The organism is Collinsella sp. TF12-2AT, from assembly GCF_003436735.1.
GTDB lineage: Bacteria > Actinomycetota > Coriobacteriia > Coriobacteriales > Coriobacteriaceae > Collinsella.
This window is the reverse complement of sequence record NZ_QSQK01000011.1, coordinates 63,385-89,630: the sequence shown is the minus strand read 5'-3', so window position 1 is coordinate 89,630 and position 26,246 is coordinate 63,385. Positions and strand designations below refer to the sequence as shown.

Below are 26,246 nucleotides of genomic sequence, written 5' to 3'. Positions count from 1 at the left end.
GGGCTCTCAATGTTTTTATGTCCTGCTCATATCGTCTCTGCCGGCAGTTAAGGAACGTCCCTAAGTGCCGGGTTTTGAGGAGGTTGGCATGCTCAATGCGATGATTTGGGCGCTTGCCTGTTTTGGCGTCGTCGCTGCCGATATTGCCCTGAGCGTCGTTTTGTTCTCCGCCCTTGGCGTCGCATCGGTGTTCATGGGTTTTTCGATCGATGACCTCGACATTCAATTGCTTCAGGCCGTCGCGCAGACGGCATCGTTTTTGATGGCGCTGCTGTGGTGGCGTTATCTTTGGCCGCGTTCATTTATGGCACGCCGGCAAAGCGAGCATCCGCTCGGCGGGGGAGCGCGTGGGGCATGGAAGCGCATCGCCTGCGTTATCGTGATTGGCCTGGCCCTGCAGGTGGTCGTTGGCTACGTGACCGATGCCGTGCTGTCGCTGTTGCCCGATGCTGCGGCCGACTACAGCGAGCTTGTCGAGGAGACGGGCATGGGCGACACCAGCTATCTCGCCGTACTGACTACGGTGCTCGGCGCCCCATTTTGCGAAGAGCTGCTGGTACGCGGCATTATTTTTGAGTTTTCGCTCCGAGCGTTTAATCCGCAGTGCCGCCCACTTTGGAAGCGCCGGCGTCGCGCGAACGCGCAAGACAGCGCCATAGTGCCCTGGGCGGCCCCGAGTACCTGGGGCATCGCCGCGGCGATTGTGCTGCAGGCGGCGATCTTCGGTTTTATGCACATGAATTGGGTGCAGGGTTGCTACGCGGGCGCCGCCGGCCTCATCTTTGGCTGGGTGCTCGTTACGACCGGAAAGCTTCGCTATACGATTCTGCTGCATTTTGCCTTTAACGCCGGGTCGTACCTCATGGGCCTGTTGTGGTTTGTGAACACGCCGCTCGACGTGGCAATCACGGTCGCTATCGCCGGCGTCATCCTCGTTGAGGCAATGCGCTCGCTGCGCCAAGCGTGTGGGATGGACGCAGCGAGCGCATCGCTGCCCTAATTGCGGCGTCCGCCTCCGTTAGCGCCCTGGCGCCCCTGGGCTGCACGGTTGCGGCCTGCGGTGTTCTGCGCACGCGACATGCCGCCGTGACCCTTGCTGCCTTTGGGTCCCTTGCCAGCGCCGCCAACGCCACCGTGGGCCTTGCCGCCCTTCTTGCCGGTGCCATGCCCCCCGCCAGCAGACGTCTCGCCCGGGCGCGGGGGCACGGGGCGAATCAGGCAATGCTTGGTGTAGCCAATCAGATCGCGGCGGCCGGCCTTTTCCAGTGCCTCGCGTACGAGCTTGTAGTTCTCGGGCTTGCGGTATTGGATGAGCGCACGCTGCATGGCCTTCTCGTGCGGGTCGCGTGCCACGTAGATCGGCTGCATGGTGCGTGGGTCCACGCCGGTGTAGTACATGCAGGTCGACATGGTGGACGGGGTGGGGTAGAAGTCCTGCACCTGCTCGGGCATGTAGCCCATGTCGCGCACGGCCTCGGCAAGGTCCACAGCTTCCTTCATCGTCGAGCCGGGGTGGCTCGAGATCAGATACGGCACCACGTACTGCTTGAGTCCGTATTCGCGGTTCAAGCGTTCAAATTTACGACAGAACGCATCGTAGACGGCGCGGCTCGGTTTGCCCATTACGGAGAGCACCGCATCGCTCACGTGCTCGGGTGCCACGCGTAGCTGGCCCGAGACATGGTGCTCCAACAGCTCGCGCAAAAACTCGTCCGAGGCGTCGGCCATGGTGTAGTCAAAGCGGATGCCGCTGCGGACGAAGACCTTTTTGACGCCCGGCAACTGGCGCAGATCGCGCAACAGCTGCGTGTAGCCGCTTTCGTCGACCACCATGTTCTTGCACACGCTCGGCCATAGGCAGCGCTTGTTCTTGCACACGCCGTGCTTGATCTGCTTGTCGCAGGCGGGACGGCTAAAGTTTGCCGTCGGTCCGCCCACGTCGTTGATATAGCCCTTAAACTCGGGATCGCGCGTGAGCAGCTCGGCCTCGCGCATGATCGAGTCGTGGCTGCGCATCTGCAACACGCGGCCCTGGTGGAAGGTGAGGGCGCAAAACGAGCACTCGCCAAAACAGCCGCGGTTGGAACTAATGGAAAACTTGATCTCGGCAAAGGCCGGCACGCCGCCCGCTGCGTCGTAGTCGGGATGCCAATCGCGTGCGTAGGGGAGCTCGGCCACCTCGTCCATCTCGTCTGTGGTGAGCGTCGCCGACGGCGGGTTTTGCACCACATAGACGCTGTTGGGGTAGGGCTCTACCAGGCGATGACCGGTGATGGGGTCCATGTTCTGCTGCTGCACGTTAAAGCTGCGTGCGTAGTTGAGCTTGTCGGCGGCAAGGTCGTCCCAGCTGGGCAGCAGGTCGTAGTCGTAGACCTCGTCGAGCGAGTTGGTGCGGTAGACGGTGCCGTTGATATAAGAAATCTGGTCGACGGGCAGCCCGGCATCGAGCGCGTCGGCGATCTCGACGATCGCGTGCTCGCCCATGCCGTAGATGAGGATGTCGGCGCCCGAGTCGAGCAGTACCGAGCGCTTGAGCTTGTCCTGCCAGTAGTCGTAGTGGGCCAGGCGGCGCAGGCTTGCCTCGATGCCGCCGATGATGATGGGGGTATCCTTAAACGTCTGACGGATGAGGTTGCCGTAGACCGTGACGGCACGATTGGGACGGCGCCCCTCCTCGCCGCCGGGGGTATAGGCGTCGGTGTGGCGGCGGTGCTTGGTCACCGAATAGTGGTTGACCATGGAGTCCATGTTGCCGGCGCTGACGAGAAAGCCCAGGCGCGGCTCGCCGAGCACCGTGATGCTGGCGGGGTCGGTCCAGTCGGGCTGGCAGATGATACCCACCTTGTAGCCATGCGCATCGAGCACGCGGCTGATGATGGCCATGCCAAAGCTGGGGTGATCCACATAGGCGTCGCCGCAGATATAGACGAAGTCGCACTGGTCCCAGCCACGCGCATCCATGTCGGCGCGGCTGACGGGGAGGAACTTGTCGCGGCCCGGTCGCCAGGGGCGTGAGGGCGCTGCTGGAGCATGAGTGGTGTGCCCACCCTGCGCCTTGCTGCCGCGCTTTTGCTGCTGGCCCTGTTTGCCCTGCTGACTGCGCTGGTTGTTCTGAGCGTGCTGAGGCTTATTTGCCACGATCCCTCCCGGTGTTTGTATGCTGCACGTAATTGTAACCAGTCTTTTTGGGACGGGGCTAAAAAGACTGGTGGAGTACATGGGCTGGCGGATCGGCGTGTCGATGCGGGTGTGGCGCCGCGCCCGCCGTTTGTTTCCAGACTGTGTATCTGCGCGTTGGGGAGCCCGTCTCGCGCGCACGCCATGTTGTCAATGGGTTACAGTATGAACGGCGGCCATGTCTCCGCCAACGCACGAGAGGGTCGTCAACAAGGAGGCCGCACGACGATGCAGCGTGCCAAGCAGATATCGGAGTCCATCGAGCTGGGCATCATTCTGGCGCTCGCCGGTGGCTTTATGGACGTGTATTCGTACATTGGGCGCGATCATGTTTTCGCCAACGCGCAGACAGGCAACATCCTACTCGTTGGCGTGAGCATCTCGGAGGGCAATTGGGCACTTGCGGGGCGTTACTTCTTCCCTGTGGTTTCGTTTGCTGTGGGCATTATGCTTGCCGACCTGGTACACGAGCGGTTTGGCAGCGTGATCCACTGGCGTCAGGTGACGGTGTTCTTTGAAGCCGTCATCTTGCTGGGCGTGAGTTTTATTCCCGGTGGCGATTTCAACCTGCTCGCCAACTGCCTCACCTCGTTTGCCTGCGGTATGCAGGTCGAGAGCTTCCGCAAGATTCACGGTCACGGCATCGCCACGACCATGTGTATCGGCAACCTCCGTAATGCCTTGCAAAACGTGGACGACTACATCATTACCCATAAGCGTGGCTTTTTGGAAAACGGCCTGCTGTACTTTGGCGTGATCTTTACCTTTGTGTTTGGCGCTGTGTTGGGCAACTGGTGTATTGAGCGCATGGGCCTGCACGCCATCGTCGTGGCGAGCGTGCTGCTGTTTGTCGCGTTTGCCATCATGTTTATCGACCGCGAGCGCGACTTGCGTTTTCGCTGGAAGGTTGCGGCCGAGGCTTGGAAAGAGGGCTGCCGAAAGTAACCGAATGCGGCAAAGGGACAGCCCCTTTGCCGCATTATTTTTCATCTCTATGTAGTACAGCTTCAGGAGCCAGAAAAAACTATCTAGCTCCTGAATGTTGTTACGAACTGCTTTTTGCAATTTATTCGAGATGCTCTTCAATCCGAGCCCTCAGAAGGGCAATGGCTGTGGGTATTCCAATTGCGGCGGCTAATTCGGCTTTATCCAAAACCTGTATGTTAAAGCACGATTGTTTATCACATTGAAGGACGTTAACTGAAGATAGCTTCACTTCCCGTTGACTGAATATATCGTAATCTCCAAATAGGAAGTTACCTTTTATTGTGTAATTCGGTATGTTCGTTACGCACTTCATCTCAAGTCTGTTTAGGCCATAATCGAACACCGCAACTTCCTTGTGTTCGATGATGAGCGCAACCCTGGGCATGTTACTAAAACCACCGTCGACGACAGTAAAGAGCTTTTCATTTGCATCGTCATAAACGGTGTATTTAAGACTCAATAGCTGTCCTAGTGGACCCGTGAACCCATGTCTTTTGATGTTGAGGTTGTCTCCCGCTGGGTTGACGAGAGCCAGAGCATGCGGATAAGGGTTACCTTCAATTGAGATTCGATATTCGTTTGTAGCCGTCTTGCTCGATTTAGGACCAGTAGCCATCACGCGTCATCGCCTCGATCGAATTGGAACCGTCTTCTGCTTCGTGCGGAGAATTACGCTGTATGTTGCAGTACATGCAGCTGCAATAACCGCATGGGCAATTTCTAACAAAATGAATGACACTATTTGCTGCATGCATATTAATTACTATAAAGTATCCTTTTATAAACGTATTGTCAAACATATATTGCTAAAACAGAAACAATTTATAGACTGAGTTGGTCGTATTCTTTGGGCAATTGCTCCTATAATCTAGCCTTCGCTGCAGTCGGGAGGGAAGGACTGGGGCTCCGTTATTATGTTGAAACGCTTTAACACTTTTGACGTTCTCATGCATTTTTTGTTTCAAAAGCGTTAGGATGGGACACATAGCGTGGGGCGTAATGGGCGCCCCGCACACGATGGGAGGCTATCAATGGCTAATCGTTTCGTTCTCAACACCATTTCTTATCATGGTTCTGGCGCCATCAAGGAGATCCCCGGCGAGCTCCAGCGTCGTGGCTACAAGAAGATCTTCGTCTGCTCCGACCCCGACCTGGTCAAGTTTGGCGTTACCGCCAAGGTAACCGACGAGCTCGACGCCGCCGGTATTGCTTGGAGCCTCTACTCCGAGATTAAGCCCAACCCCACCATCCAGAACGTCAAGGACGGCGTCGAGGCCTTTAAGGCCGCCGAGGCTGACGCTATCGTGACCATCGGTGGTGGCTCCTCCATGGACACCGCCAAGGCTATCGGCATCATCATCAACAACCCCGAGTTCGCCGATGTCCGCAGCCTCGAGGGCGTTGCTCCGACTAAGAACCACGCTGTGTTCACCATCGCCGTGCCGACGACCGCCGGTACCGCTGCCGAGGTAACCATCAACTACGTCATCACCGACCCCGAGAAGGTCCGCAAGTTCGTGTGCGTCGACACCAACGACGCCCCTGAGGTCGCCGTCGTCGACCCCGACATGATGGCTTCCATGCCCGCCGGCCTGACCGCTTCCACTGGCATGGACGCTCTGACCCACGCCATCGAGGGCTACACCACCAAGGGCGCTTGGGAGCTCTCCGACATGTTCCACTTTGAGGCTATTAAGCTGATCAGCGAGAACCTGCGCGACTCCGTTGCCGAGGCCAAGTCCGGCCAGCCCGGCTCCGGCCGCGAGGGCATGGCTCTTGGTCAGTATGTCGCCGGCATGGGCTTCTCCAACGTTGGCCTGGGCATCGACCACGCCATGGCTCACACCCTGTCCGCTCACTACGACACTCCGCACGGCGTCGCTTGCGCCATGCTGCTGCCGATCGCCATGGAGTTCAACAAGCCGGTTTGCGCCGAGCGCCTGGCCAAGGTCGCCGTCGCCATGGGCGTTGACACCACGGGCATGAGCACCGACGAGGCCGCCGACGCCGCCATCGCCGCCGTTAAGCAGCTCTCTGCCGACGTGAACATCCCGCACGTCTGCGAGGCCATGAAGGCCGACGAGATCGAGGTCCTGGCCAAGGACGCCATGGCCGACGCCTGCTTCCCGGGTAACCCGCGCGAGGCGACGCTCGACGACGTTATCGAGCTCTTCAAGAAGATCTGCCCGGCTGCTTAACCTGGTTCGGCGGGCCCCGCCCGTTAGCCCCAGAATCGTCCTCGGACATGTCGGAAGCCCCCGCTGCGCACTTCGTGCGGCGGGGGCTTCCTCCGTCCTGCGGAAAGATTGTGGGGCTAACGGGCAGGGGCCTGCCGGCTCGTTATCGTGACGGGCGCAGCTCTGGGGAGCTCGATGGGTTGTCTCTCTGGGTAAATAAATGTGCGTGGTGGTATTGTTGCTGTGGGTTTAATTCGATATGAAAGGGTGACTTTGGTGTCCCAGATGGATTCTACGCTCTCCTATATTGCTGAGCAGTTGAAGGCGCTTACCTCGATTGCTTCGCCTACGGGCTATACCCGTGCGGCGACTGATTATCTAATGGAGACCCTGCGCGATATGGGCTTTGGGCCTGAGCGTTCTAATAAGGGTAACGTGCTGGTTGAACTTGGCGGCGAGGGCGAGCCGCTCGTGTTGGCGAGCCATGTCGATACTCTGGGCGCTATGGTGCGCTCCATTAAGGACAATGGTCGCCTGCGCCCCACGACGCTCGGCGGGCATCAGTGGTCTACGGCCGATGGCGAGAACTGCACCGTTTATACGCGCGATGGCAATGTGTACACGGGTGTGGTCCTCAATACCGAGCCTTCGGCGCATGTGGCCGATGAGCCGGTCAAGACCATCGAGAAGAACATGGAAATCCTGCTCGACGAGAACGTTGACAGCAAGGACGATGTGCTCGAGCTGGGTATTCAGACCGGCGACATCATCGCCATGGATCCGCGTACCACGGTGACGGAGAGCGGCTACATCAAGAGCCGCTTCTTGGACGACAAGCTGTCCGCGTCGATTCTGCTGGGTTTGGCCCGCGCCGTTGCTGGCGGCGAGGTGACGCTTTCGCGCAAGGTATCGCTGCTCTTTACGGTGTACGAGGAGGTCGGCCACGGCGGTGCCTTCGTGCCGGCCGACACGCGCGAGATGATCAGCGTGGACATGGGCTGCGTGGGCGACGACCTTGGCTGCACCGAGCGCATGGTTTCGATTTGCGCCAAGGATTCGGGTGGTCCGTACAACTACGACCTGGTAACCACGCTGTCCAACATCGCGCGCGAGCTTGAACTCGATTACGCCATCGATGTGTACCCGCATTACGGCTCGGACGTCGAGGCCACGCTTTCGGCCGGTTACGACATTCGCCATGGCCTGATCGGCCCCGGCGTGTACGCGAGCCACAACTACGAACGCAGCCACATCGACGGTGTGCGCAATACCTACGAGCTGGTCCGCGCCTACGTGCAGCGCTAGGGGAGCAGCTTGGTACAGCGCTAGGGGAGCAGCTTGCGATTCGGCTGACCAATCGCTAAGGCCCGATTTCTCGGGTCTTTTTTCGCTTTGGGTCGTTTAGTATTATGATGTAAGTAATCTATTAACTAAACGTGCAAATTACTTAACGAGGTGATGCGGTGTATGGACACGTCTGAGTACTTATCTATGGGTGATGCCGCCCGCCTGTTGGGCGTTACGAAAGCCCGCATATCGCAACTTGCCGCATCGGGGACGCTTGTGTGCGATATTGTGGGCGGCCGGAAGATGGTCGAGTACAATTCTGCGCTCGCTTATCAAAAGGTCCGCAAACGTGGACGCCGTCCTGCGGCCGATGTGGGACGCAAGTTTACGCTGATGTCCGCCGATTACGAGGTTGCGCGCGTTTCGTTTGATCCGACGCGCGAGTTTCCCTTCGAAATCGCCGAGGTCCTCGATGCACAACGAATGCCGTTTGGCACATGCTCGAGCTCTTCTCTAACGGTGAATAAGCGGGAGCTCAACGCGTGGTGGGGGCATCGGTTGGTGCCCGATGTTCGCCCTGGGCTTATCTCGCGCTACCGCGAGCTGGGGATTGTCATCGGCGTTGAGGTGCCGGTTCGGTGCCTGGGCCTCTCGCTTTCGGATTGCTATTGGCTGCGGCCAGCAGAATGCGACGGGCTCGAATGGCGAAACCTCAATTACTTTGAGAACGAATTTGAGCGATCGGCGCCCGAAGAGCGTTCGGGTTGGCTGGAGGGCATCGGTCTTAAAAATCCGGATAACACGTCCGAGGGCGAGCTCCCTAAATCATGGATGATCCGAAACGGCATCCGCGTTTTGGCTAAAGGGTGTGGGATGGACGATCAGCGTCCCTTTAACGAGGCGGTTGCAACGGCTCTACATCGTCGCTTGCTGTCGGAGGGAGAGTTTGTTCCTTATGCGGTTGAGCGGATGTTCGATGGCCCCGTGTGCCTGTGCGAGGATTTTCTTGACGGCCGCGAGGAATATGTTCCGGCTGTTTACGTTAAGGGCGCACTTGGTAGCCAGCGGGGAAACTCGACATACGACCGGTACTGCCGCTTCCTTGGTAAGCATGGAGCAGGCGAGGCCGCCGTGAGAAGGTCTATGTCGCAGATGATTGTCTGCGATGCCCTTTTGGCCAACAGCGACCGCCATTGGCGAAACTTCGGCATCATCCGCAATGTCGACACCCTGGAGATAAAACCTGCTCCGCTGTTCGATAGCGGTAACTGCCTGTGGTACAACGTACCAACTGCCGTGCTCGCAGCTGGGGAGTTTGGGTTTTCTGCTAAGCCGTTTGGGCCCGACCCTTCCGTCCAGCTGGCGCTTGCGGACTCACTCGATTGGTTCGATTCATCGCGGCTCAACGGATTTGTTGATGAGGCGATCGAGATTCTTTCGCAGAGCGAACGGGCGACGGCGGAGGGTCGACTCGAGGCCATTCACCGCGGCCTTGAGCGTCGCGTAATCGAGGTTGGTGCCGCTGTTGAGGTACTTCGACACGTGCAGCGATAAACCCGCGGCTACTTAAGCGCGCCGGTCACGGTGCCGCCGCCCAGGACGATGTCGCCCCGATAGACGACGACGGCCTGTCCGGGGGCGATGGCGCGCTGCGGCTCGTCAAAGGTCAGCAACATTTGCCCATCGGTGCCACGCGTGAGGGTGGCCGTCTGATCCTTTTGGCGGTAGCGGTACTTGGCGCCCACGCGAATGCCGCCGGCGTCGAGCTCGGCCTCCATGCGTTCGGCCGGGGCGCTCCAGATCCAGTCGTTGGCCGTGAGCGCGGTGGCCGTCAGGTCCTCTGCCTCACCCAGATGTACGGTGTTGTCGGTGGTATCGACACCCGTTACGTACACGGGATGCGCCATCGCGACGCCCAGACCCTTGCGCTGACCGATGGTGTAGCGCAGCGCGCCGTTATGGCGTCCGACCACGCTGCCGTCGCGCCATACGATGTCGCCCGGCTCGACGGCATGTCCGCAGCGGCGCTCGATATAGCCCGCGTAGTCGCCGTCCGGGATAAAACAGATATCCTCGCTTTCGGCCTTCTTGGCGTTGGTAAAGCCCTGCTCGGCGGCTATGCGGCGCACGTCGCGCTCTTTGTCTAGGCCTGCCAGCGGAAAGATCGTGTGTGCCAGGCGTTCCTGCGTAAGCGAATACAAAAAGTAACTCTGGTCCTTTTTGGGATCTTCGCCGCGATGTAGCTGCCAGGTGCCGTCTGCCGCCTGGCTTGTTTTGGCGTAATGTCCCGTTGCGATGTAGTCGCAGCCCATATCTAGCGCTGCATCGAGCAGCGCGCCAAACTTAATGTGGCGGTTGCAGATAATGCACGGATTGGGTGTCAGCCCCTCCTGATAGGCGGTCACGAAGCGCTCGATAACATTGCGGTCGAAGGTCTGCTGCAGGTCGAGCACATGGTGGGGTATCCCCAGGCGCTCGGCGACGGCCTTTGCATCGGCGATATCGCGGTCGACCTTACTCATGCCTGTTGCGGGGTCGGGCGCGGGGCAGGTGAGGCGCATGGTAGCGCCGACGCATTCGTAGCCCTGGCTTTTGAGCAGATACGCGGTCACGCTGGAATCGACGCCGCCGCTCATGGCGACGAGCACGCGCTTGTTGTGCATGGGAAGGTTCTCCTTGGTGGCATATGGCCAAAAAAGAAAAGCGGCGCGGGAGGCTGGTTCCGCGCCGCAGACATTGTAGCAAGTTCGGGCGTCATGTGGGACACCCTGTTGGGATGAGCTCAGACTGCCAGAAGAGAGGGGAGACCGGCGTGCCTTGGACTCGTTCTAAGAACGAGAAGCTCTAGTCCTGGAAGAGTGCCGTGGACAGGTAGCGCTCGCCGGTGTCGGCGAGCAGCGCCACGATGGTCTTGCCCTCGTTCTCGGGGCGCTTGGCCAGCTGCAGCGCGGCCCACACGGCGGCGCCGGACGAAATGCCCACGAGCACGCCCTCCTTGTGGCCCACGGCGCGGCCGGTGGCAAAGGCGTCGTCGTTCTCGACGGGGATGATCTCGTCGTAGACCTGGGTGTCGAGGACGTCGGGCACAAAGCCGGCACCGATACCCTGGATCTTGTGCGGGCCGGCCTGGCCCTTAGAGAGCACCGGGGAGGTGGCGGGCTCGACGGCGACGACCTGAATCTCGGGGTTTTGCTCCTTGAGGAACTCGCCCACGCCGGTCACGGTGCCGCCGGTGCCGACGCCGGCGACGAAGATGTCGACCTTGCCGTCGGTGTCGTCCCAGATCTCGGGGCCGGTCGTGGCTTTGTGAATGGCCGGGTTCGCGGGGTTCACAAACTGGCCGGCGATGATGCTGTTGGGGGTCTCCTTCTGCAGCTCCTCGGCCTTGGCGATGGCGCCCTTCATGCCTTTGGAGCCGTCGGTGAGCACGAGCTGTGCGCCGTATGCCTGCATAAGCTTGCGGCGCTCGACGGACATGGTCTCGGGCATGGTGATGATCACCTTGTAGCCGCGGGCCGCCGCCACCGAAGCGATGCCGACGCCGGTGTTGCCGCTCGTGGGCTCGATGATGGTGTAGTCGCCGCCACGCACGAGCTTGCCGGCCTTCTCGGCCTCGTCAATCATGTTTTTGGCGACGCGGTCTTTAACGGATCCGGCGGGGTTGAAGTATTCCAGTTTGACGAGCACGCGGGCCTTGAGGTCCTCGTCGGCCTCAAAGTGGGTGAGCTCCAGAAGCGGGGTGTGGCCGATAAGCTGATCGATGGACGTGTAAACATTGCTCATGGTGAACCTCCAAAGTGTTCAAATGACTGGATACCGTGTGGTTTTACGGTGTGTAGCAGCGAAACCCACAAACCTTATAGGTTGTTCGTTTTGCTGTTGGCAAGCATAGTAGACAGTAAAGCCTAGTAACGCAATAGGAAATAGAAGATTATTACGAGTCGATTAACCATCTTGACGGGAATAGGTATTTTCAAAACCAATTTTTCGGCTAGAATTTCTACGAATTAAAAGACCGAAAGGCAGCTATATATATGTTGGTTTCCACAAAGGGCAGATATGCCCTGCGCGTTATGGTCGACCTGGCCGAGCATCAGGCGGCCGGTCGCATCCCGCTCAAAGAGATCGCGGCGCGCCAGGGGATTTCGGAGAAGTACCTCGAGAATATTCTGGCTACGCTCGTGCGCGCCAACATGCTCTCGGGCATGCGCGGCAAGGGCGGCGGCTATGTGCTCACGCGCCCGCCCGAGCAGTACACGGTGGGCGAGATCTTGCGCCTGACCGAGGGCAGCCTGGCGCCGGTCGCCTGCCTGGATGGCGACTGCAAGGGTTGTTCGCGCTCTGACGAGTGCCCCACGCTCGACGTGTGGAAGAACCTGGACAAGCTCATCAACGACTACCTCGACGGTGTGACGCTTGATCAACTTGTCGCTCCCAACGAAGGCTACGACTACGTGATCTAGCCCACCTGCCATTTGGGGACGGGGTGGAAATGGCAGATTCTCTCGCCCTTTGAGACTTGGCAAATAAGAAGGCCGCCCATTTTTGCGATGGGCGGCCTTCGTTTTGGGCTGTTGAGACGGGCGCGGCCGGAATGGCCGTTTTAGCCCTCGGCGATGCTGTCGAGGATGCTGCGCATGATGGACACCAGGATGCTGCCCATAAAGGCCGATCCAAAGCTGGCGATGGAGATACCCGCGCCCAGCAGATTGACCGACAGATAGCTGGCCAGCTCGAGCATAAAGCTGTTGACTACGAGCTGAAAAATACCCAGCGTAATGATCGTGAGCGGCAGCGAGATAACCGTCAGGAACGGCTTGACGAGCGAATCGACGATGTTCAGGAACAGTCCCACGAAGGCGAAACAGACCCAGGCCTCGGCAAAACCGAAGGGCTGGATGCCGGGGACGAGGAACGTGGCAATCGCGATGGCGATCGAGGTAAAGAGCCAGTTAAGCATAAAGCGCATGGTGTGAATCCTTTCTTGCGCAGGGTGCGTCGGTGTCGCGTGAAGCGGTTTGCTGCGGCAGCTTGGACGGCCGCTCGGGTGTGCCGCCTTGTTCGGCCGCCCATTGTCTCAGATATTCGTGGAGCTTACGTGCGCATTCGGTTTCAAAACGGCGTTCGTCCTGAAAAACGCGCCGCTGGCAGAGAGTCTTGTCGCTTTAGTTTGGTGGTGTGCTACACTGCTACGGGCAAAAGCCACAGGCGTTGCCCTATTGCATAGAACGGGCGAACGATGCCCGATGTCAGTATCAACTTCGATGCCTTTTGGCGGGTTTGGCGGTGATCGATGAATATCGAGAACATGTTTGACAAGCCTGATGTCAAGCAGCTGGTCCACGCATTTAGTCTTTTGGATGACGAGAAGGATATCCAAGCGTTTTTGACCGATATCTGCACGCCGCGCGAGATCTGCGATCTTTCGCAGCGTCTGCAGGTTGCGCGTTATCTGGATGAGGGCGAGCCTTATGTTGAGGTTCAGGCCCGCACCGGCGCTTCGTCCACTACGGTGAGCCGCGTTTCAAAGGCACTCAACGGCGAGTACGGCGGCTATCGCAAGATCCTCATCAAACTGGAGGATGGCGAGTAGGCCAGCGGCAACAAACGAATTGCGCAGAACCGTCCCTTCGGGGGCGGTTTTTTGATCCTTTGGGGACGGAGGAAAACGGATCGCTGGGTTAGACTGACCTCCTCGGTGATCCATTTTCCTCCGTCTCCAAGGGGTCAAATCTGTTGGCGTGGGGCAAATCTGTCCGCGCGGGCGGGTAGGATGGAAACATTGAATATTGCGAACGGTTTGAGTGGAGGACCATGCCTGTTCGAATCTATACCACCAACGCCGGCGCGGATTTGAGCGATGCCGAGGCGGCGCTGCTTGCCGACCTTATTGCCCGCCACGGGCGTGCCGTGCTGCTGGCGCCAACGTTTGCTGAGCTCGACCTGTGCCGTCATGATGCGGCGGAAGCCGGCGTTTCGCTGGGTATTGACTACAAGACGCCTACATCGTGGCTTCGCTCGCTTTGGGAGCTTTTGGGCGACGGGCGCGGTTTCGTCGACAACCTGCAGCGCCAGATGCTGTTTTCGGACATGGTAGCGCGCCTCGACGACGCCGACCTGCAGCCGCTCTCGCGCAGTCAGGGCACGGTGCGCATGCTTGCGCGTATGGCCCGCGATGTGTTGCCGGGCGTGGCGGGGGCGGGCGACGAACGCTGCCGCGGCGACGTTTGCCAGCCAAAGCCCAAGAGCGACGCCGAGGCCCGTGTGTTCGAGCTTCTGTGCGCCTATGCGAGCGGTTTGGACCGCCGAGACATGGTCGAGCCTTGCGAGGCGGCTGACATGATGGCCGGTGCCCTGGCCGATAACCTGCCGGGGTGCACCCGTGCCGTTTGCGTGCGCGGCGTCACGTCATTTACGTATAGCCTGCTCGAGCTGCTGTCCGCCGTGGCAAACAACGGGGGAGAGGTTGTCGTGCTGCTCGCCCGCGAGCAAGCGGCGATGCGTGAGGAGCTTGCCGCGGCATTTGATGTCCGCGGTGTGCTGTTTGAGATCGCGCCGCTGGACGAGGATGCCGGCGCTCCCGCGATTGCTCCAAAGTCCGTCGTACGTCCTGCCTTTGTGGAAGTCGCCGGGCCCCATGCCCGTGCCCGTGTCTATGCGGACGTCATCGATAAGATGGTGAAAGCGCGCAAGGAGTCCAAGGTCAACGATGCCGCCTCCGCACCCGTCGACCCCGTACGCGTGCTCGTTGTTTCTGCCCGGGCACCCCAGCTGTTCGGCGAGCTTGCCGCTCGTTTGGCGGCGCGCCACGTTGCTGCCGAGACGGCCGAGTTCACGGCGTTTTCCCAATCCATTGCGGGCAGGCAGTTCACGGCGCTCGCCAACCTGATCGAGCGTATGAAGGCCGCCGACGAAGGGGCAGCTTCTAAGACTGAGTGGTGGCCCGCTCCGGAGCTTACCGACTGGATTTACAGCCCGCTTTCGGGTGCCGACGCCGCCAGCGCGCGCACGTTCGACAAGAATATGCGACTGTCGCGCAGCAAGACCACTGCGGGCGTCAAGAGCCTGCTGCAGAGCGTGCAGGGCCAGGTGAAGGGCGCGCGTAAAGCGGCGAGCGACGAGAACTGGTTTAAGAACGTGCCGTGCGTGATCTCGGACGTGTTCCAGGCGCTGTGGCGCGACAAACCCGTGACGGCGCTCAAGGCCATGCTTGCCGTTGCCGAGGCGCTGCCCGATCGCGCACTTGGCGGTCTCGACGGTCAGGCTCGTCGCCAGGCGGAGGTGGCCCTGCTGCGCCACGTCATCGACATCCTTATGAATGGCGCCCGTGCGCTCGACGTGTCGCAGGCCGCGACCGTGCCCGTGCTCGATGACATTCGAACCAAGGTGGACAAGCGTAGCGCCGCCTACGATTGCGAGACCTACGAGGTCGACCGCGCGCCGCGCGCCCAAGTGCGCTTTGCATCGCTTGCCGATGCGGCAGGCCTGCGCCCCGATAGCTACGATGCCGTGCTGTTTGCCGACGTCGACCTGGACAGTTATCCGCTCTCACATGAGGAGGGCCCGCTGGCCACGCTGACGGCAGAGTTAGATCGCAGCGGTGTGACGCTTGAGCCTGCCGCCTTGTTGCGCGTACGCTTTGGTCGCGCGATGCAGGCCGCGCGCGGTCCGGTTACGCTTGCCCGCGTGACGCACGATCGCCAGGCGCGCGAGTGCTACCCGGCTGCCGTGTGGACTGAGTTGCGGGCGCATGCCGAGGCCGCTGGCGCTGCCGAGGCCGCTGAAGCTGCTAAAGCAGCTGACGACGCTAAGACCGCTGGCGCCGACAAGGCGAAGTGCGTGGGTGAGGGTGATATCGTAAGGGACTTCGATCCCGCGGCGGGCGAAGGTCTCAAGCGCGAGCGCGTGGCCTGTGAAGCCCCTCAGCATCTGAGTGCCGAGGCCGTGCCGTATTTGGTCCTGCGTCGTCGCGATGGCGAGGGCGAGGACGCGCCACTCGTGCCGCGCCTGACGTCCGCCTCGCAGATCGAGGCCTATTCCGCCTGCCCGTTATGCTGGTTCGTCTCGTATCGCGTCAAACCTCAGTCCATCGATGCGGGCTTTGGCAACATGGAGAAGGGCAACTTTGTCCATGACATGCTGGAGCACTTGCATGCCCGTCTGCCCCAGGAGGGCATGGAGCGCGTGACGCCCATGAACCTGCCGCGCGCGAAGGAACTGCTGCACGAGGTCTTTGCCGAGACCCTGGCCGAGCACGCCGGCAAGCGCGGTACCGAGGGCCCGCTGGTGCCGCTCTCTCCAGTGGAGGAGCGCCAGGTGGCCGAGATTTTGCCGCAGCTGGAGGGTGTGCTTGCCTACGAGTCCGAGGCGCTCGCGCCCTTCGCGCCGCGCTACCTGGAGTTTGCGTTCAACGAGCTCCAGGTCGAGTATGCCGGCTGGCCGCTCGGCGGGCGCATCGACCGCGTGGATGTGGATGCCGAGAATCGCGCCGTGGTAATCGACTACAAGCATCGTTCGGGTGTCGAGGAGTTTAAGCTCGCCGATCCCACGGTGCGCGACGAGGAGTCGGGCGAGGCCCCCATCGACGACCCGCGCTGGTTGCCGCCCCATACTCAGACACTCATCTACGCGCAGGCCATGCGCCGGGCTCTGGATCTGGATACCCGCGCCGCACTCTATTTTTCGACCAAGGGCGGCAAGCCCGCGCTGCGCGGTGCGGCGAGCGCCGAGTTGCTTGAGGAAGAGCGCGGCGACGGCCGCATCCCAGGCCTTAAGAAGGGCTTTCCCGGCGAGGGCGGCAACATGGACTTCGATGCGCTGCTCGATCGCGTGGAGACCGGCATTGCCGAGCGTCTGCGCGAGCTCGAGGCGGGCAACGTTGCCGCCGTCGACCCGACGTCGGCTCAGGCCGCGCATGCGCGCTGCTCGTATAACCACGAAGGAACGTTTGTAAGGAGGGACGTGTAGACCATGGATCTTTCGACTTTGATGCCGCAACAGCTGCAGATCGTCAAAACGCTCGACCGTCCGCTGTTTGTCTCGGCGGGCGCCGGCTCGGGCAAGACCTTTACCCTCACGCGCCGCATCGTCTACGCGCTCTCGCCCGAATCCGGTCCGTTTGTCGAGCACCTGGACCAGGTGCTCGCCATTACCTTTACCAAAGACGCCGCGGCCGAGATTCGCGACCGTGTGCGCCGCGCGCTTATCGAAGAGGGTATGGACGAAGAGGCCCTGACCGTCGACGACGCTTGGATTTCGACCATTCACGGTATGTGCTCGCGTATCCTGCGCACGCACGCGCTGGAGCTGGGCATCGATCCCGAATTCACGGTGCTCACCGATACCGATGAGCTTATGGATCAGGCTGTCGAGCATGTGCTGGGGCGCGCGACGGCGCCCGATGCCGCGCCTGAGCTCGCCGCCTCGCTTAAGGCCCTCTACGCTTGGTATCCCATGGCGGGCGAGGGCGGGCCGTTTGGCGCCGGTACCACCATCAAAGGTCTGGTGCGCGACCTGCTGGAGCTATCGAGCCAGCTGCCGGGCGGCATGGACGATGTGTGCGTGGCGCGCGGCCAGGCCGACACCTCTGCGCTTGCCGACGCCTATCGCGCGGCGTTGGGTGCGAGCAAGGCCGCGACCGAGAAAGCGCAGATGGCGCTCGATGCCATCGACGCGTTCGAGGCGAGCGGCAAGACCATGGACGATGCGGCACGACTCATGATGTCGTGCACCATGCCGCGCGCGAGCAAGGCGTTCCCCAAGGAGCAGGTCGAGCTGCTCAAGGCCGAGGCTGCCGATGCGTTTATCAATATCGTGCTTGCCTGCGGCGGTCCGGCGCTCGATGCGCTGGTGGGCTTGGCCCGCTCTGTAGAGGCTGAGTACCGCGCGCTCAAGGCTGCCCAGTCTGCCCTCGACAACAACGACCTGCTGCGCATGGCCTACGAGGCCCTGCGCGATTACCCGGCCATCCGAGAGGCATACGAGGGCCGCTTTAAGATGGTCATGATCGATGAGTTTCAGGATACCGACCAGATGCAGGTCGACCTGATCCGTTACCTGACCGGCGCGGGCGAGCGTGCGCTGTGTACCGTGGGCGATGCACAGCAGTCGATCTATCGTTTCCGCGGCGCCGAGGTCGAGGTCTTCCGCCGCCAGGAGCGCAAAGTGGACGCCTCGGGGACGGCCGAGGCGGCGGCCGTCGCTGGCGCTGCTGCCGATGTCCCCGCCGGCGAGCTCGTCAAGCTCGTGCGCAACTTCCGCAGCCATGACGAGGTGCTGCGTTACGTGGCACGCGTCTTCGACGGCGATGACGGCGGCCTCATGCAGGGCTTTTTGGATCTTGAGGCGAGCGACGGCCGCAAGGACACGCTGGTAGCGGACGCCTCGCGTCGCCAGGCGCTCTTTGTTGCCGGCGACAGTACGCAGGAGCGCACACAGGCCAAGGCCCGCGCGATCGCGGAGCGGTTCCGCGCGCTTGCCGATGCCGGCCAGCCCCAGGGCGGCATGGTGCTGCTGCTGGGCCGCATGACAAACGCCGACGTTTATGCCCAGGCTTTCCGCGACCAGGGGCTCGACTGCGTGATCGCGGGTGGCTCGGTCTTTGCCCAGGCAGCCGAGGTGCAGACGGTGCGCGCCCTAGTCTGCGCGCTCGCCAACCCGGCCGATACGGCGCAGGGCCTTATGCCGCTGCTCGCCTCGCCGATGTTTGCGCTCGGCGCCCAGGAGTTCCTGGCGCTGGCGACCAAGCTCGATAGCGAGACGGGGGAGACCTCGCGCCGCAACATCGACGCGGGCATCATGAGCGATTTCGACGTGCCGGGTTTGCAAGACTTGCCGCTCGTGACGCGCGCCCGCGAGGTGCTGCGGTATGCGCTTCGTCGCGTGGGCCGCGATTCGTTCGCTGCCATCGCGCGCGACGTGGTCAACGCCTCCGGTTGGTTTGTGCGTCTGGCACAGCGTGGCCCCGAGGGCAAGGCCATCGCCGCCAACGTGCTCAAGGCGCTTGATGCTGTGGTTGAGGCCGAGGCCGAGTTCGGTAACTCGCCGCGCTCCATTGCGCTGGCCTTTGACCGCTTCCTGGCGGGCAAGGAAGCCCCGGGCGCGCTCAACGAGGAGGGTGACGGCGCGGTACGCATCATGACGGTGCACGCCTCCAAGGGCCTGGAATATCCGGTCGTGGCGGTCGCCGAGTGCTTTGGCGTGCGCAAGTCCTCGGGTGCGGTACAGATGGGTCGCGTCGAGGGCGGAGCGCAGGTCGTGGCACTGCCGGCACGCTTCGACGGCGTTAAGCTCGCCGACGGAACCTTTGTGAAGGGCGACGACGTTAAAAAGCAGTTTGAGCATGCGTTTAAGGGCAAGGGCACGTCGCTGTGGCTGCCGCCGGAGCTCATGGAGGACGTCTGTGCGACGGGTTCTCCCGCCGAGGCATTTGCTCGCCTGCGCAACGATGACCTGCAGCTTTCGCTCGAGGAGCGGGCCCGCTTGCTCTATGTTGCCATGACGCGTGCGCGCGAGCTGGTGATCTTGGCGATGGATGCCGGCGTGAGCCGTGGCAAGCTGTGCGCGCCGACCTTCGACGTCGAGACCGATCTGACCTATGACGTGCTGCGCCGTATTTTGCCGACCGACAGTCTGGACATGCCGCAGCTCGATAGCGACCGTTTGGTGTTCGACAACTCCAAGCCGGGCGACTACGAGCTCATCTCGCTGGCGGACTTTACGTTTGGCGAGCAGGCGTTTGAGGCTAACGCTTCACTGGATGCCGAGGGCAGGCTTGTTCGCGGCGATGTCGATACAGATACTGCCGACGATTCGGCCAGTACAATCGTCCCCGGTCCTGCCGACCCCGAGCCCGATGCGTTTGAGCTCGTGTATCCCCAGGCGGTGGGCGTGTGCATGGGCATCTGTCCGTATCCGATGCGTGACTCGTATAGCTACTCGTCAATCGCCGCGGTACTCCATGCCGAGACGGAAGACCGTGCCGCCGAGACTCGTGTTCCCATGGACGAGGCAGGCGATGATGCAGAGTCGGATGGTTCCGAGATGACGGATGCGGACGTGGCCGCCGTTGAGCCCGCCGGCAATCCCATGGCGCTGGGCTCGGCCTTCCACGCCGCCTGCCAGTGGCTCATCGAGATGGGTGCCGATGCGCTGCCCGCTGAGCGTGCCGATGCGCTGGCGCGCCTGTGGTGCCTGACGCCGGAGCAGCGCGAACGCTTCGACGTTGCCCTGGACCGCTGGCTCAAGTCGGCTGTTCGTGCCGAGCTGCTCGCGTGGCCGTGTATCCGTGCCGAGGTGCCGTTCTTTTCGCTGGGCTGCGAGGACGAGGACATCGCCCGCTACGGCGCCTATGCCGAGGGCGCTATCGATGCCTTGGCAACCGACCCGGCCGATCCGTCGCGCGCACTGGTCATCGATTACAAGACGGGTGGCACGCCGGATGAGACGCCGGACCAGCTGCAGGAGAAGCACACCCTGCAGGCGCGCGTCTACGCCGACGTGTTGCACAAGGCGGGCTTTGAGGCCGTGACCGTCAAGTTCGTCCGCGTGGAGCAAGTCGACCCCGCCAACTCGTGCGAGCCTCAGGTGGTCACCTACAGCCTCTAGCCACCTCAGGCTTTATGGTGCTATTTGGTTGGTTTTGCGGCCGTAAGGCCCTCAATCGTCCAAATGGCACCGCAACGCATGGGAGAGTCTGGGACGGTACAATAGCTCGAACGGTTCAAACGAATAAGGAGCTATCATGCAGCTCACCAAAACGCTTGAGGTGACGCCGGAGGAGCTTTTTGCCGCTCTGGCGGGGTCCATCATGCAGGATATCGAGAACGCCACGGGCAAACGTCCTAGCCGCAATAAGCTCAACGGCTATAAGTACGAGAAGCGCGCTCAGTCCGCAAAAGGCAAGACCAAGGGCACGGCGATCAAGGTTAAGATCAAGCACTTTGACTACCCGTGCCTCTATGAGGTCCGTTTTCAGTATGCGGCGGGCATCAATACCATGCGCTATGAGGCTGCACCTGCTGGCGATGGTGCTTGCGAGCTCACCTATACCGAGGATTTTCAGGGTGCGGGTGGCAACACGTCTGGCATGCGCGGCAAGCTCGGCCTCTTCTTCTACGAGCGCAAGCTCAAGAGCCACGCCAACCAGACGATTGATCAAATCGTCAAATACATCGAGGGTGAGCGCCGCGTAAAGGCTAATCCCGCCTTCGCCGATGATACTGCCGAAAACGCTTCGGATGTATTCCATTGATACCCTGTGCAAAAGCTTTACCGCTCTTCACATCAACTGTGAACACTTCAGGCTTCGAGTCAGTAGCGAGCGGCCCGGCAAAATTAGTTGATGGAAGTGCCAAATGAATAAGAATGCCGCTACGCAACTGCACATCTATTCCGCCTTTTTCGTTCTCGCGGGATTTGTTTTAAATCGGGGAGTGTTTCTACTTTTCCTTGCGGATAAAGGAATGTCTGTCACGGAAATCGCGCTTTATCAAGCCCTGTACAACATTGCAACGGTCGTCCTCGAGCTGCCAACAGGGCTGGTAGGCGATTTCTTTGGAAAGAAGTTCTCGATTCAAGTGGGCGTTCTGCTTCTTTTCTTCCATACGGCTGGCATACTGTTACTCTCAGGCCCCTTTCTCGTCGCGCTTTCCCTTGTTGAGGCACTCGCCTACTCCCTTCAATCGGGATCCGAACAAGCACTTTTATATGAAATTGCCCGAAATGCCGGTCAAGGAGAGCGCTTCCTCACCATCAACGCTCGGCTGCTTGCCGCGCAATCAATCGCGACGGGAGTGGCAATCGTACTTGGATCATTCATTGCCCAAGTATCTTGGAGTGCCCTCTACGTATGCGTTTCCGTTTTCTATCTCCTGCAGCTTTTCCTTCTGTATCCCATTGAGAGGACGGAAGCGACCTGTTCTGAAAGCTCTGAAAAGGGAAGGTTTGACGCGGCCAAGATGTTCAGACGCGAAACCTGGCGTGTTGGAGAATCCGCTTTTGCGGTATTGCTTCTTCTAATCGGCACAAGCATGCTCGATGGATTCTATGGGAGTTATTACAACTTGAATCAGTTGGTATTCGACGCATTTGATGCTCCCGTCTCCATAATAGGAATCTTTTTCGGTGCATCCTATGCAGTAAATGCGACGGCCTACATTGCAGCAGATTTATTCTCATTGCGTTTCGGGAAAAGAAATACCATGCTCGGCTCGATGCTAATCGAGGCTGGCCTTTTCATGATTCTTCCGTGGTTCGCTTCAAATCCGCTGTGTTTGTTTGGCCTTAGCATGGTGCTTTGTTTTCTCCCAGAAGTGGTGTACATCACTTCGGAAAACTTAATCCAAGACGCGATAGCGGACGATCTCCGCGCGACGATCCTTTCCGTCGCGTCTCTGGTAAGGGCTCTCTTTTCTGCAGTGTTTTTCTCCATATTTGGACATGTGTTGGGGTTATATCCCATTCAGATAGCGCTCGGTATTATTGGTGCAATCGCGATAGCAATTACCGCCGTTGTTTCATTAAAAATGGTTGGAATACAGGTCTCCAAGAATTGATATATCGATTGACGAGCTATCCGAAGCGTCGAGCCTTCTTGATGGACATGACTATTCGTCACAAATCATTCCGCGCATCGCCGGGGTTCCAGTAATACTCGATATATCTGGATGCCCTCATTCCCCTTTTTGAAGGTCCCAAAAAGACTGCCCGTGTTGGTTTGGCTAGGTTCGGGTGCTATCCGCGCCGTGCGGTAAAATCGTTCAGTCAGAACACGAACCCGCATCGGAGCTCATCACATGGCATTCGTCCATCTGCACAACCACACCGTTTTCTCCATGCTCGACGGCGCAACCCGTATCCAGGATATGGTCAATCGCGCCGTAGAGCTGGGCATGCCCGCCGTCGCCATTACCGACCACGGCTACATGTATGGCGTGCCCGACCTGGCGCTGGCCTGCGACGCCGTCAACCACAACACGCCTGAGTACAAAACCTGGAGTCACGACAAGGCCTTTTTGGAAAAGGATCGCCGCGACGAGCTGGTGGAGCCCGATCCCGAGGAAAACCCGCGCGAGCATACCCAGTATGTGAAGGACATGGCCATGTGGGACGAGAAGGGCAACATCGACGAGCTCAAGCCGCCCCTGGTCATCAAGCCCATCTTTGGCTGCGAGGTCTACTTTACGCCGGACGAGACCCTTGCCCGCGACCATAAGCCCGAGCTCTACCACATGATCCTTCTGGCCAAGGACCAGGAGGGCTACGTCAACCTGATGCAGACGGTCTCCGAGGCAGCCGTGCAGGGCTTTTACTACAAGCCCCGCGTGACGCTCGACAACCTGCGCCGCCACGCCAAGGGCATGATCTGCACCAGCGCCTGCATCGCGGGCATCATTCCCAAATACATCGACCGCGGTGACATGGAGGGCGCCATCAAGTGGGCCGAGACCTTCCGTGATACCTTCGAACCTGGCGACTTTTATATCGAGATCCAGGAACACGGCATCACCACCGACAACGGCCTGACCGATGAGCAGATGGACCGCACGCTCATCGACATCGCCAAGCAGGTAGGCGTCAAGGTCATCGCCACCAACGACTTCCACTACCTGCGCCGCGAGGACGCTCCCGTGCAGGACGTCATCATGTGCATCGGCATGAACGCCAAGGTCGACGACCCCAACCGCATGCGCATGACTGGCTCGGAGTTTTACATGAAGACCGAGGAGGAGATGCGGGCGATGTTCCCGTATTGCCCCGAGGCCTGCGACAACACGCTCGAGATCGCCGACAAGTGCTACGTCGAGCTGGACTGGGACTCCATCATCCTGCCGCGCTTCCCGTTGCTCGACCCCGGCGAGACGCACGAGAGTCAGTTCCGCCGCGAGTGCGAGAAGGGCCTGCGCCAGCACTACGGTGACGACTGGGCCACGCGCGAGATCGGTGGCGTCAACATCAAAGAGCGCTTTGAGTACGAATACAAAGTCATCTGCGACAAGGGCTTTGCCGCCTACTTTTTGATTGTTGCCGAGTACGTGCAATGGGCCAAGGACAACGGCATTGGCGTCGGCCCCGGCCGTGGCTCGGCTGCCGGCGCTATCGTCGCCTACGCCATGAACATCACCGCGTTCGATCCGCTCGAGAACGGCCTGATGTTCGAGAGGTTCCTGTCCCCGCAGCGTACCGAGATGCCCGATATCGATATGGACTTCGACGATGAGCGGCGCCTCGAGGTCGTGGAGCACGTTCGCCAGCTCTACGGCCCCGAGAAGGTCACCCACGTCATCACCTACTCGACCATTAAGGCCAAGCAGGCCATCAACGACGCCGCGCGCGTCCTGGACTACCCGGTCTACATGGGCCAGCGTCTGTCCAAGATGGTCTCGAGCGACCCCAAGGTCAAGCTCAAGCAGGTGCTCGAAAAGCAACCCGGCAAAGAGGACCTGTTTAACCCCGATTTTGCCGAGGCATATAAAAAGGACGACGACGCCCGCCGCATCATCGACACGGCGCTCTCAATCGAGGGCCTCACCCGTGGCGAGGGCGTGCACGCGTGCGCCGTTCTGATCTGCCGCGACCCCGTCAACGAGCACGTGCCCACCAAGCTCGACACCAAGGGCGGCGTCGAGATTACCCAGTACGAGGGCCATACCGTTGCCGACATGGGCCTGCTCAAGATGGACTTCTTGGGCCTGCGCACGCTGACTGTTATCTCCAAGGCAAAGGCAAACATCAAGAAGAACTTCGGCATCGACATCAAAGAGGAAGAGATTCCCTTTGACGACCCCGAGATCTTTAAGCTCATGGGTTCCGGCCACACCGCCGGCGTCTTTCAGGTCGAGTCCGCCGGCATGACGGCCACGATCAAGAACATGAAGCCCACCGAGTACAAGCACGTCGTGGCATTGATCGCTCTGTACCGCCCGGGCCCGCTGGGCGCCGGCATGGTCTCGTCCTACATCAACCGTATGAACGGCAAGGAACCGGCGGTTTCCTACGACGACCGCCTGGACGACATCCTGGGCGAAACCTACGGCACCATGGTCTACCAGGAGCAGGTTATGCTCATCTCCGTCGAGATGTGCGGCTTCTCCAAGGGCGAATCGGACTCGCGTATCCGTAAACCCGTGGCTAAGAAAAAGATCAAGCTGCTCACGTCGACGGTGCTGCACTGGGAGGATGGCTCGGACGAGACCACCTACGACCACTGGATGAACGGCGCTATCAAGAACAACTACACGCGCGAGGTCGCCCAGAAGATTTGGGACGATGTTCTCGAGTTCGCATCTTACGCCTTCAACAAGTCGCACTCCGCCGGCTACGCCATCCTGGTTATGCAGACGGCGTGGCTCAAGGCGCACTATCCGCACGAGTACATGGCGGCCGTTCTGACGTCCTACACGGGTAAGACCGACAAGATCGTTCACTACGTCTCGGCGTGCCGTCACGACGGCATCCCCGTGCTGTCGCCAGATGTCAACGAGTCCGGTACCGAGTTCACGGCTACCAAGGAGGGCGTGCGCTTTGGTCTGGCCGGCATCCGCGGCGTGGGCACCGGCGTGGCGCAGGCGATTATCGCCGAGCGCGAGGCGGGCGGCCCGTTTAAGACGCTGCACGACTTTGTCGAGCGCGTGGACTCGAGCCAGGCTAACCGTCGCGTGATCGAATCGCTCATCAAGGCAGGTGCCTTCGACTCCACGGGGTATCCGCGTCGCCAGATGATGCACTTTGTGGATAAGAACAACCCCGAGAACATCATCGATGCCGCTGTGAAGCGCCAGAAGGATCGTGCGAGCGGCCAGACGTCGTTCTTCGACATGTTCGGCGATGTTGAGGGCTCGGGCTTTGAGGTGAGCGTGCCCGATCCGGATGGCCAGGAGTGGGACCGCCATCTTAAGCTGAGCCAGGAGAAGGAGGTTCTGGGCATCTATGTCTCGGACCACCCGCTGCGCCCGTTTGAGTATGCACTAGCCAAGGCACGCGACTTCTCGTTCTCGCAGATCGATACCGGCTACGAGGTACAAAACCCCACGGGCGGTACCATCAACCAGGAGATTCCCGAGGGCAAGGCGCTGTGGTGGGCCGGCATGGTCTCGAGCGTGTCCAAGCGCGTGACCAAAAACGGCGACCCCATGGGTATTGTGCAGCTCGAGGACATGGAAGGCGAGGCCACGGTCGTGGTGTTCCCCAAGACCTACAAGGAGGCCGAGGGGTACCTGTACGGCGAGGTCGATCCCGAGACCGGCGCGCAGCTGTCCGACGCGTTTGTGCGCATTAAGGGCAAGCTCGAGCGCTCGGACCGCGGCGATCAGATCATCGCGCAGGAGATCGTGCCGCTTGAGCTCAACGAGGAGAGCAACAAGCCCAAGGTGTTTGAGGTCATGGTGCCCAACAGCCGCTTTAGCCAGGGCAATATGGCGCGTCTCGCCACGGTGCTCACCGCCAACCCGGGCGGCGACCGCGTGGAGATCTTTATCGAGCAGGTGGACGGGCGCGTGCTGCGTGCCGAGGTACCTGCCAAGGTCAACGCGCGTTCGATTCCGCTGCTGGCCGAGGCCAAGGCCATTGTGGGTAACCAGGGCCGCGTGACGGTGATCTAAGCTACCCCGGGTGAGATTG

The 26,246-nt window shown here is 60.4% G+C and carries 17 protein-coding genes; 12 read left to right on the top strand and 5 right to left on the bottom strand.

Annotated features, from left to right (window positions below):
* The first annotated feature begins 88 nt into the window (after positions 1 to 88).
* On the top strand, positions 89 to 1,000 hold the full coding sequence (locus DXD24_RS08060) for a CPBP family intramembrane glutamic endopeptidase (protein WP_118449910.1): 912 nt from the start codon (positions 89 to 91) through the stop codon (positions 998 to 1,000).
* Here the strand turns inward: DXD24_RS08060 and DXD24_RS08055 are convergent.
* A complete protein-coding gene (locus DXD24_RS08055; RefSeq protein ID WP_233502363.1) occupies positions 997 to 3,138 on the bottom strand; it encodes a YgiQ family radical SAM protein in 2,142 nt (713 codons plus the stop codon). The two genes, DXD24_RS08060 and DXD24_RS08055, sit on opposite strands and share 4 nt — an antisense overlap.
* A 267-nt stretch (positions 3,139 to 3,405) precedes the next feature.
* On the opposite strand from DXD24_RS08055, the gene DXD24_RS08050 reads away from it, so the two are divergent.
* Positions 3,406 to 4,122: a YoaK family protein gene (locus DXD24_RS08050; RefSeq protein WP_089572184.1), complete on the top strand. Its 717-nt coding sequence runs from the start codon at positions 3,406 to 3,408 to the stop codon at positions 4,120 to 4,122.
* A 121-nt stretch (positions 4,123 to 4,243) separates the two neighbouring features.
* Here DXD24_RS08050 and DXD24_RS08045 read toward each other — a convergent pair whose 3' ends face one another.
* The gene (locus DXD24_RS08045) at positions 4,244 to 4,780 is read right to left on the bottom strand and encodes a hypothetical protein (RefSeq protein WP_117639794.1); all 537 of its coding nucleotides are present in this window, start codon (positions 4,778 to 4,780) and stop codon (positions 4,244 to 4,246) included.
* Between the two features lie 415 nt (positions 4,781 to 5,195).
* Between DXD24_RS08045 and fucO the strand changes: the two genes are divergently transcribed.
* The 3 genes from fucO (at position 5,196) to DXD24_RS08030 (ending at position 9,182) form a co-directional block, all read left to right on the top strand.
* Positions 5,196 to 6,362 (top strand): lactaldehyde reductase, encoded by a 1,167-nt coding sequence (gene fucO, locus DXD24_RS08040; protein WP_022094861.1) that lies wholly within the window; start codon positions 5,196 to 5,198, stop codon positions 6,360 to 6,362.
* A 264-nt stretch (positions 6,363 to 6,626) separates the two neighbouring features.
* Positions 6,627 to 7,646, top strand: coding sequence for a M42 family metallopeptidase (locus DXD24_RS08035; protein WP_117646512.1), 1,020 nt, complete (start codon positions 6,627 to 6,629; stop codon positions 7,644 to 7,646).
* Positions 7,647 to 7,808: 162 nt separating this feature from the next.
* On the top strand, positions 7,809 to 9,182 hold the full coding sequence (locus DXD24_RS08030; protein WP_117646510.1) for a DNA-binding protein: 1,374 nt from the start codon (positions 7,809 to 7,811) through the stop codon (positions 9,180 to 9,182).
* An 8-nt stretch (positions 9,183 to 9,190) separates the two neighbouring features.
* Here the strand turns inward: DXD24_RS08030 and mnmA are convergent, their stop codons facing one another.
* On the bottom strand, positions 9,191 to 10,291 hold the full coding sequence (gene mnmA / locus DXD24_RS08025; RefSeq protein ID WP_199407994.1) for a tRNA 2-thiouridine(34) synthase MnmA: 1,101 nt from the start codon (positions 10,289 to 10,291) through the stop codon (positions 9,191 to 9,193).
* 181 nt (positions 10,292 to 10,472) lie between these two features.
* Complete coding sequence (cysK, locus tag DXD24_RS08020; protein ID WP_055250951.1) at positions 10,473 to 11,411, bottom strand: cysteine synthase A; 939 nt, start codon at positions 11,409 to 11,411, stop codon at positions 10,473 to 10,475.
* A 251-nt stretch (positions 11,412 to 11,662) separates the two neighbouring features.
* Here cysK and DXD24_RS08015 point away from each other — a divergent pair, with 251 nt between their 5' ends.
* Positions 11,663 to 12,091 (top strand): Rrf2 family transcriptional regulator, encoded by a 429-nt coding sequence (locus DXD24_RS08015; protein ID WP_089572175.1) that lies wholly within the window; start codon positions 11,663 to 11,665, stop codon positions 12,089 to 12,091.
* Positions 12,092 to 12,231: 140 nt separating this feature from the next.
* Here the strand turns inward: DXD24_RS08015 and DXD24_RS08010 are convergent, their stop codons facing one another.
* The gene (locus DXD24_RS08010) at positions 12,232 to 12,597 is read right to left on the bottom strand and encodes a phage holin family protein (protein WP_055250947.1); all 366 of its coding nucleotides are present in this window, start codon (positions 12,595 to 12,597) and stop codon (positions 12,232 to 12,234) included.
* 324 nt (positions 12,598 to 12,921) lie between these two features.
* Between DXD24_RS08010 and DXD24_RS08005 the strand changes: the two genes are divergently transcribed.
* From DXD24_RS08005 to dnaE, 6 genes are all read left to right on the top strand, one after another.
* Positions 12,922 to 13,221, top strand: coding sequence for a YerC/YecD family TrpR-related protein (locus DXD24_RS08005; protein WP_022094855.1), 300 nt, complete (start codon positions 12,922 to 12,924; stop codon positions 13,219 to 13,221).
* A 221-nt stretch (positions 13,222 to 13,442) separates the two neighbouring features.
* Positions 13,443 to 16,595, top strand: coding sequence for a PD-(D/E)XK nuclease family protein (locus tag DXD24_RS08000; RefSeq protein ID WP_117646509.1), 3,153 nt, complete (start codon positions 13,443 to 13,445; stop codon positions 16,593 to 16,595).
* Positions 16,596 to 16,598: 3 nt separating this feature from the next.
* Entirely contained in the window at positions 16,599 to 20,234 is a 3,636-nt protein-coding gene (locus tag DXD24_RS07995) for a UvrD-helicase domain-containing protein (protein ID WP_117646508.1), read from the top strand.
* A 136-nt stretch (positions 20,235 to 20,370) separates the two neighbouring features.
* Positions 20,371 to 20,880 carry a DUF3284 domain-containing protein gene (locus DXD24_RS07990; protein WP_117646507.1) on the top strand — a complete coding sequence of 170 codons (510 nt, stop codon included), beginning with the start codon at positions 20,371 to 20,373 and terminating at the stop codon, positions 20,878 to 20,880.
* Positions 20,881 to 20,983: 103 nt separating this feature from the next.
* Complete coding sequence (locus tag DXD24_RS07985; protein ID WP_117646506.1) at positions 20,984 to 22,183, top strand: MFS transporter; 1,200 nt, start codon at positions 20,984 to 20,986, stop codon at positions 22,181 to 22,183.
* Between the two features lie 240 nt (positions 22,184 to 22,423).
* Entirely contained in the window at positions 22,424 to 26,227 is a 3,804-nt protein-coding gene (gene dnaE / locus DXD24_RS07980; RefSeq protein WP_117646505.1) for a DNA polymerase III subunit alpha, read from the top strand.
* Positions 26,228 to 26,246 lie beyond the last annotated feature (19 nt).

Excerpts from the sequence above, each read along its gene's own strand:
- DXD24_RS08045 (WP_117639794.1), bottom strand. The coding sequence starts at position 4,780 with ATGGCTACTGGTCCTAAATCGAGCAAGACGGCTACAAACGAATATCGA.
- DXD24_RS08060 (WP_118449910.1), top strand. The coding sequence starts at position 89 with ATGCTCAATGCGATGATTTGGGCGCTTGCCTGTTTTGGCGTCGTCGCT.
- fucO (WP_022094861.1), top strand. The coding sequence starts at position 5,196 with ATGGCTAATCGTTTCGTTCTCAACACCATTTCTTATCATGGTTCTGGC.
- DXD24_RS08000 (WP_117646509.1), top strand. The coding sequence starts at position 13,443 with ATGCCTGTTCGAATCTATACCACCAACGCCGGCGCGGATTTGAGCGAT.
- cysK (WP_055250951.1), bottom strand. The coding sequence starts at position 11,411 with ATGAGCAATGTTTACACGTCCATCGATCAGCTTATCGGCCACACCCCG.
- dnaE (WP_117646505.1), top strand. The coding sequence starts at position 22,424 with ATGGCATTCGTCCATCTGCACAACCACACCGTTTTCTCCATGCTCGAC.
- DXD24_RS08010 (WP_055250947.1), bottom strand. The coding sequence starts at position 12,597 with ATGCGCTTTATGCTTAACTGGCTCTTTACCTCGATCGCCATCGCGATT.
- DXD24_RS07990 (WP_117646507.1), top strand. The coding sequence starts at position 20,371 with ATGCAGCTCACCAAAACGCTTGAGGTGACGCCGGAGGAGCTTTTTGCC.
- DXD24_RS08035 (WP_117646512.1), top strand. The coding sequence starts at position 6,627 with ATGGATTCTACGCTCTCCTATATTGCTGAGCAGTTGAAGGCGCTTACC.
- DXD24_RS07985 (WP_117646506.1), top strand. The coding sequence starts at position 20,984 with ATGAATAAGAATGCCGCTACGCAACTGCACATCTATTCCGCCTTTTTC.
- DXD24_RS08015 (WP_089572175.1), top strand. The coding sequence starts at position 11,663 with ATGTTGGTTTCCACAAAGGGCAGATATGCCCTGCGCGTTATGGTCGAC.
- mnmA (WP_199407994.1), bottom strand. The coding sequence starts at position 10,291 with ATGCACAACAAGCGCGTGCTCGTCGCCATGAGCGGCGGCGTCGATTCC.
- DXD24_RS08050 (WP_089572184.1), top strand. The coding sequence starts at position 3,406 with ATGCAGCGTGCCAAGCAGATATCGGAGTCCATCGAGCTGGGCATCATT.
- DXD24_RS08005 (WP_022094855.1), top strand. The coding sequence starts at position 12,922 with ATGAATATCGAGAACATGTTTGACAAGCCTGATGTCAAGCAGCTGGTC.
- DXD24_RS07995 (WP_117646508.1), top strand. The coding sequence starts at position 16,599 with ATGGATCTTTCGACTTTGATGCCGCAACAGCTGCAGATCGTCAAAACG.
- DXD24_RS08030 (WP_117646510.1), top strand. The coding sequence starts at position 7,809 with ATGGACACGTCTGAGTACTTATCTATGGGTGATGCCGCCCGCCTGTTG.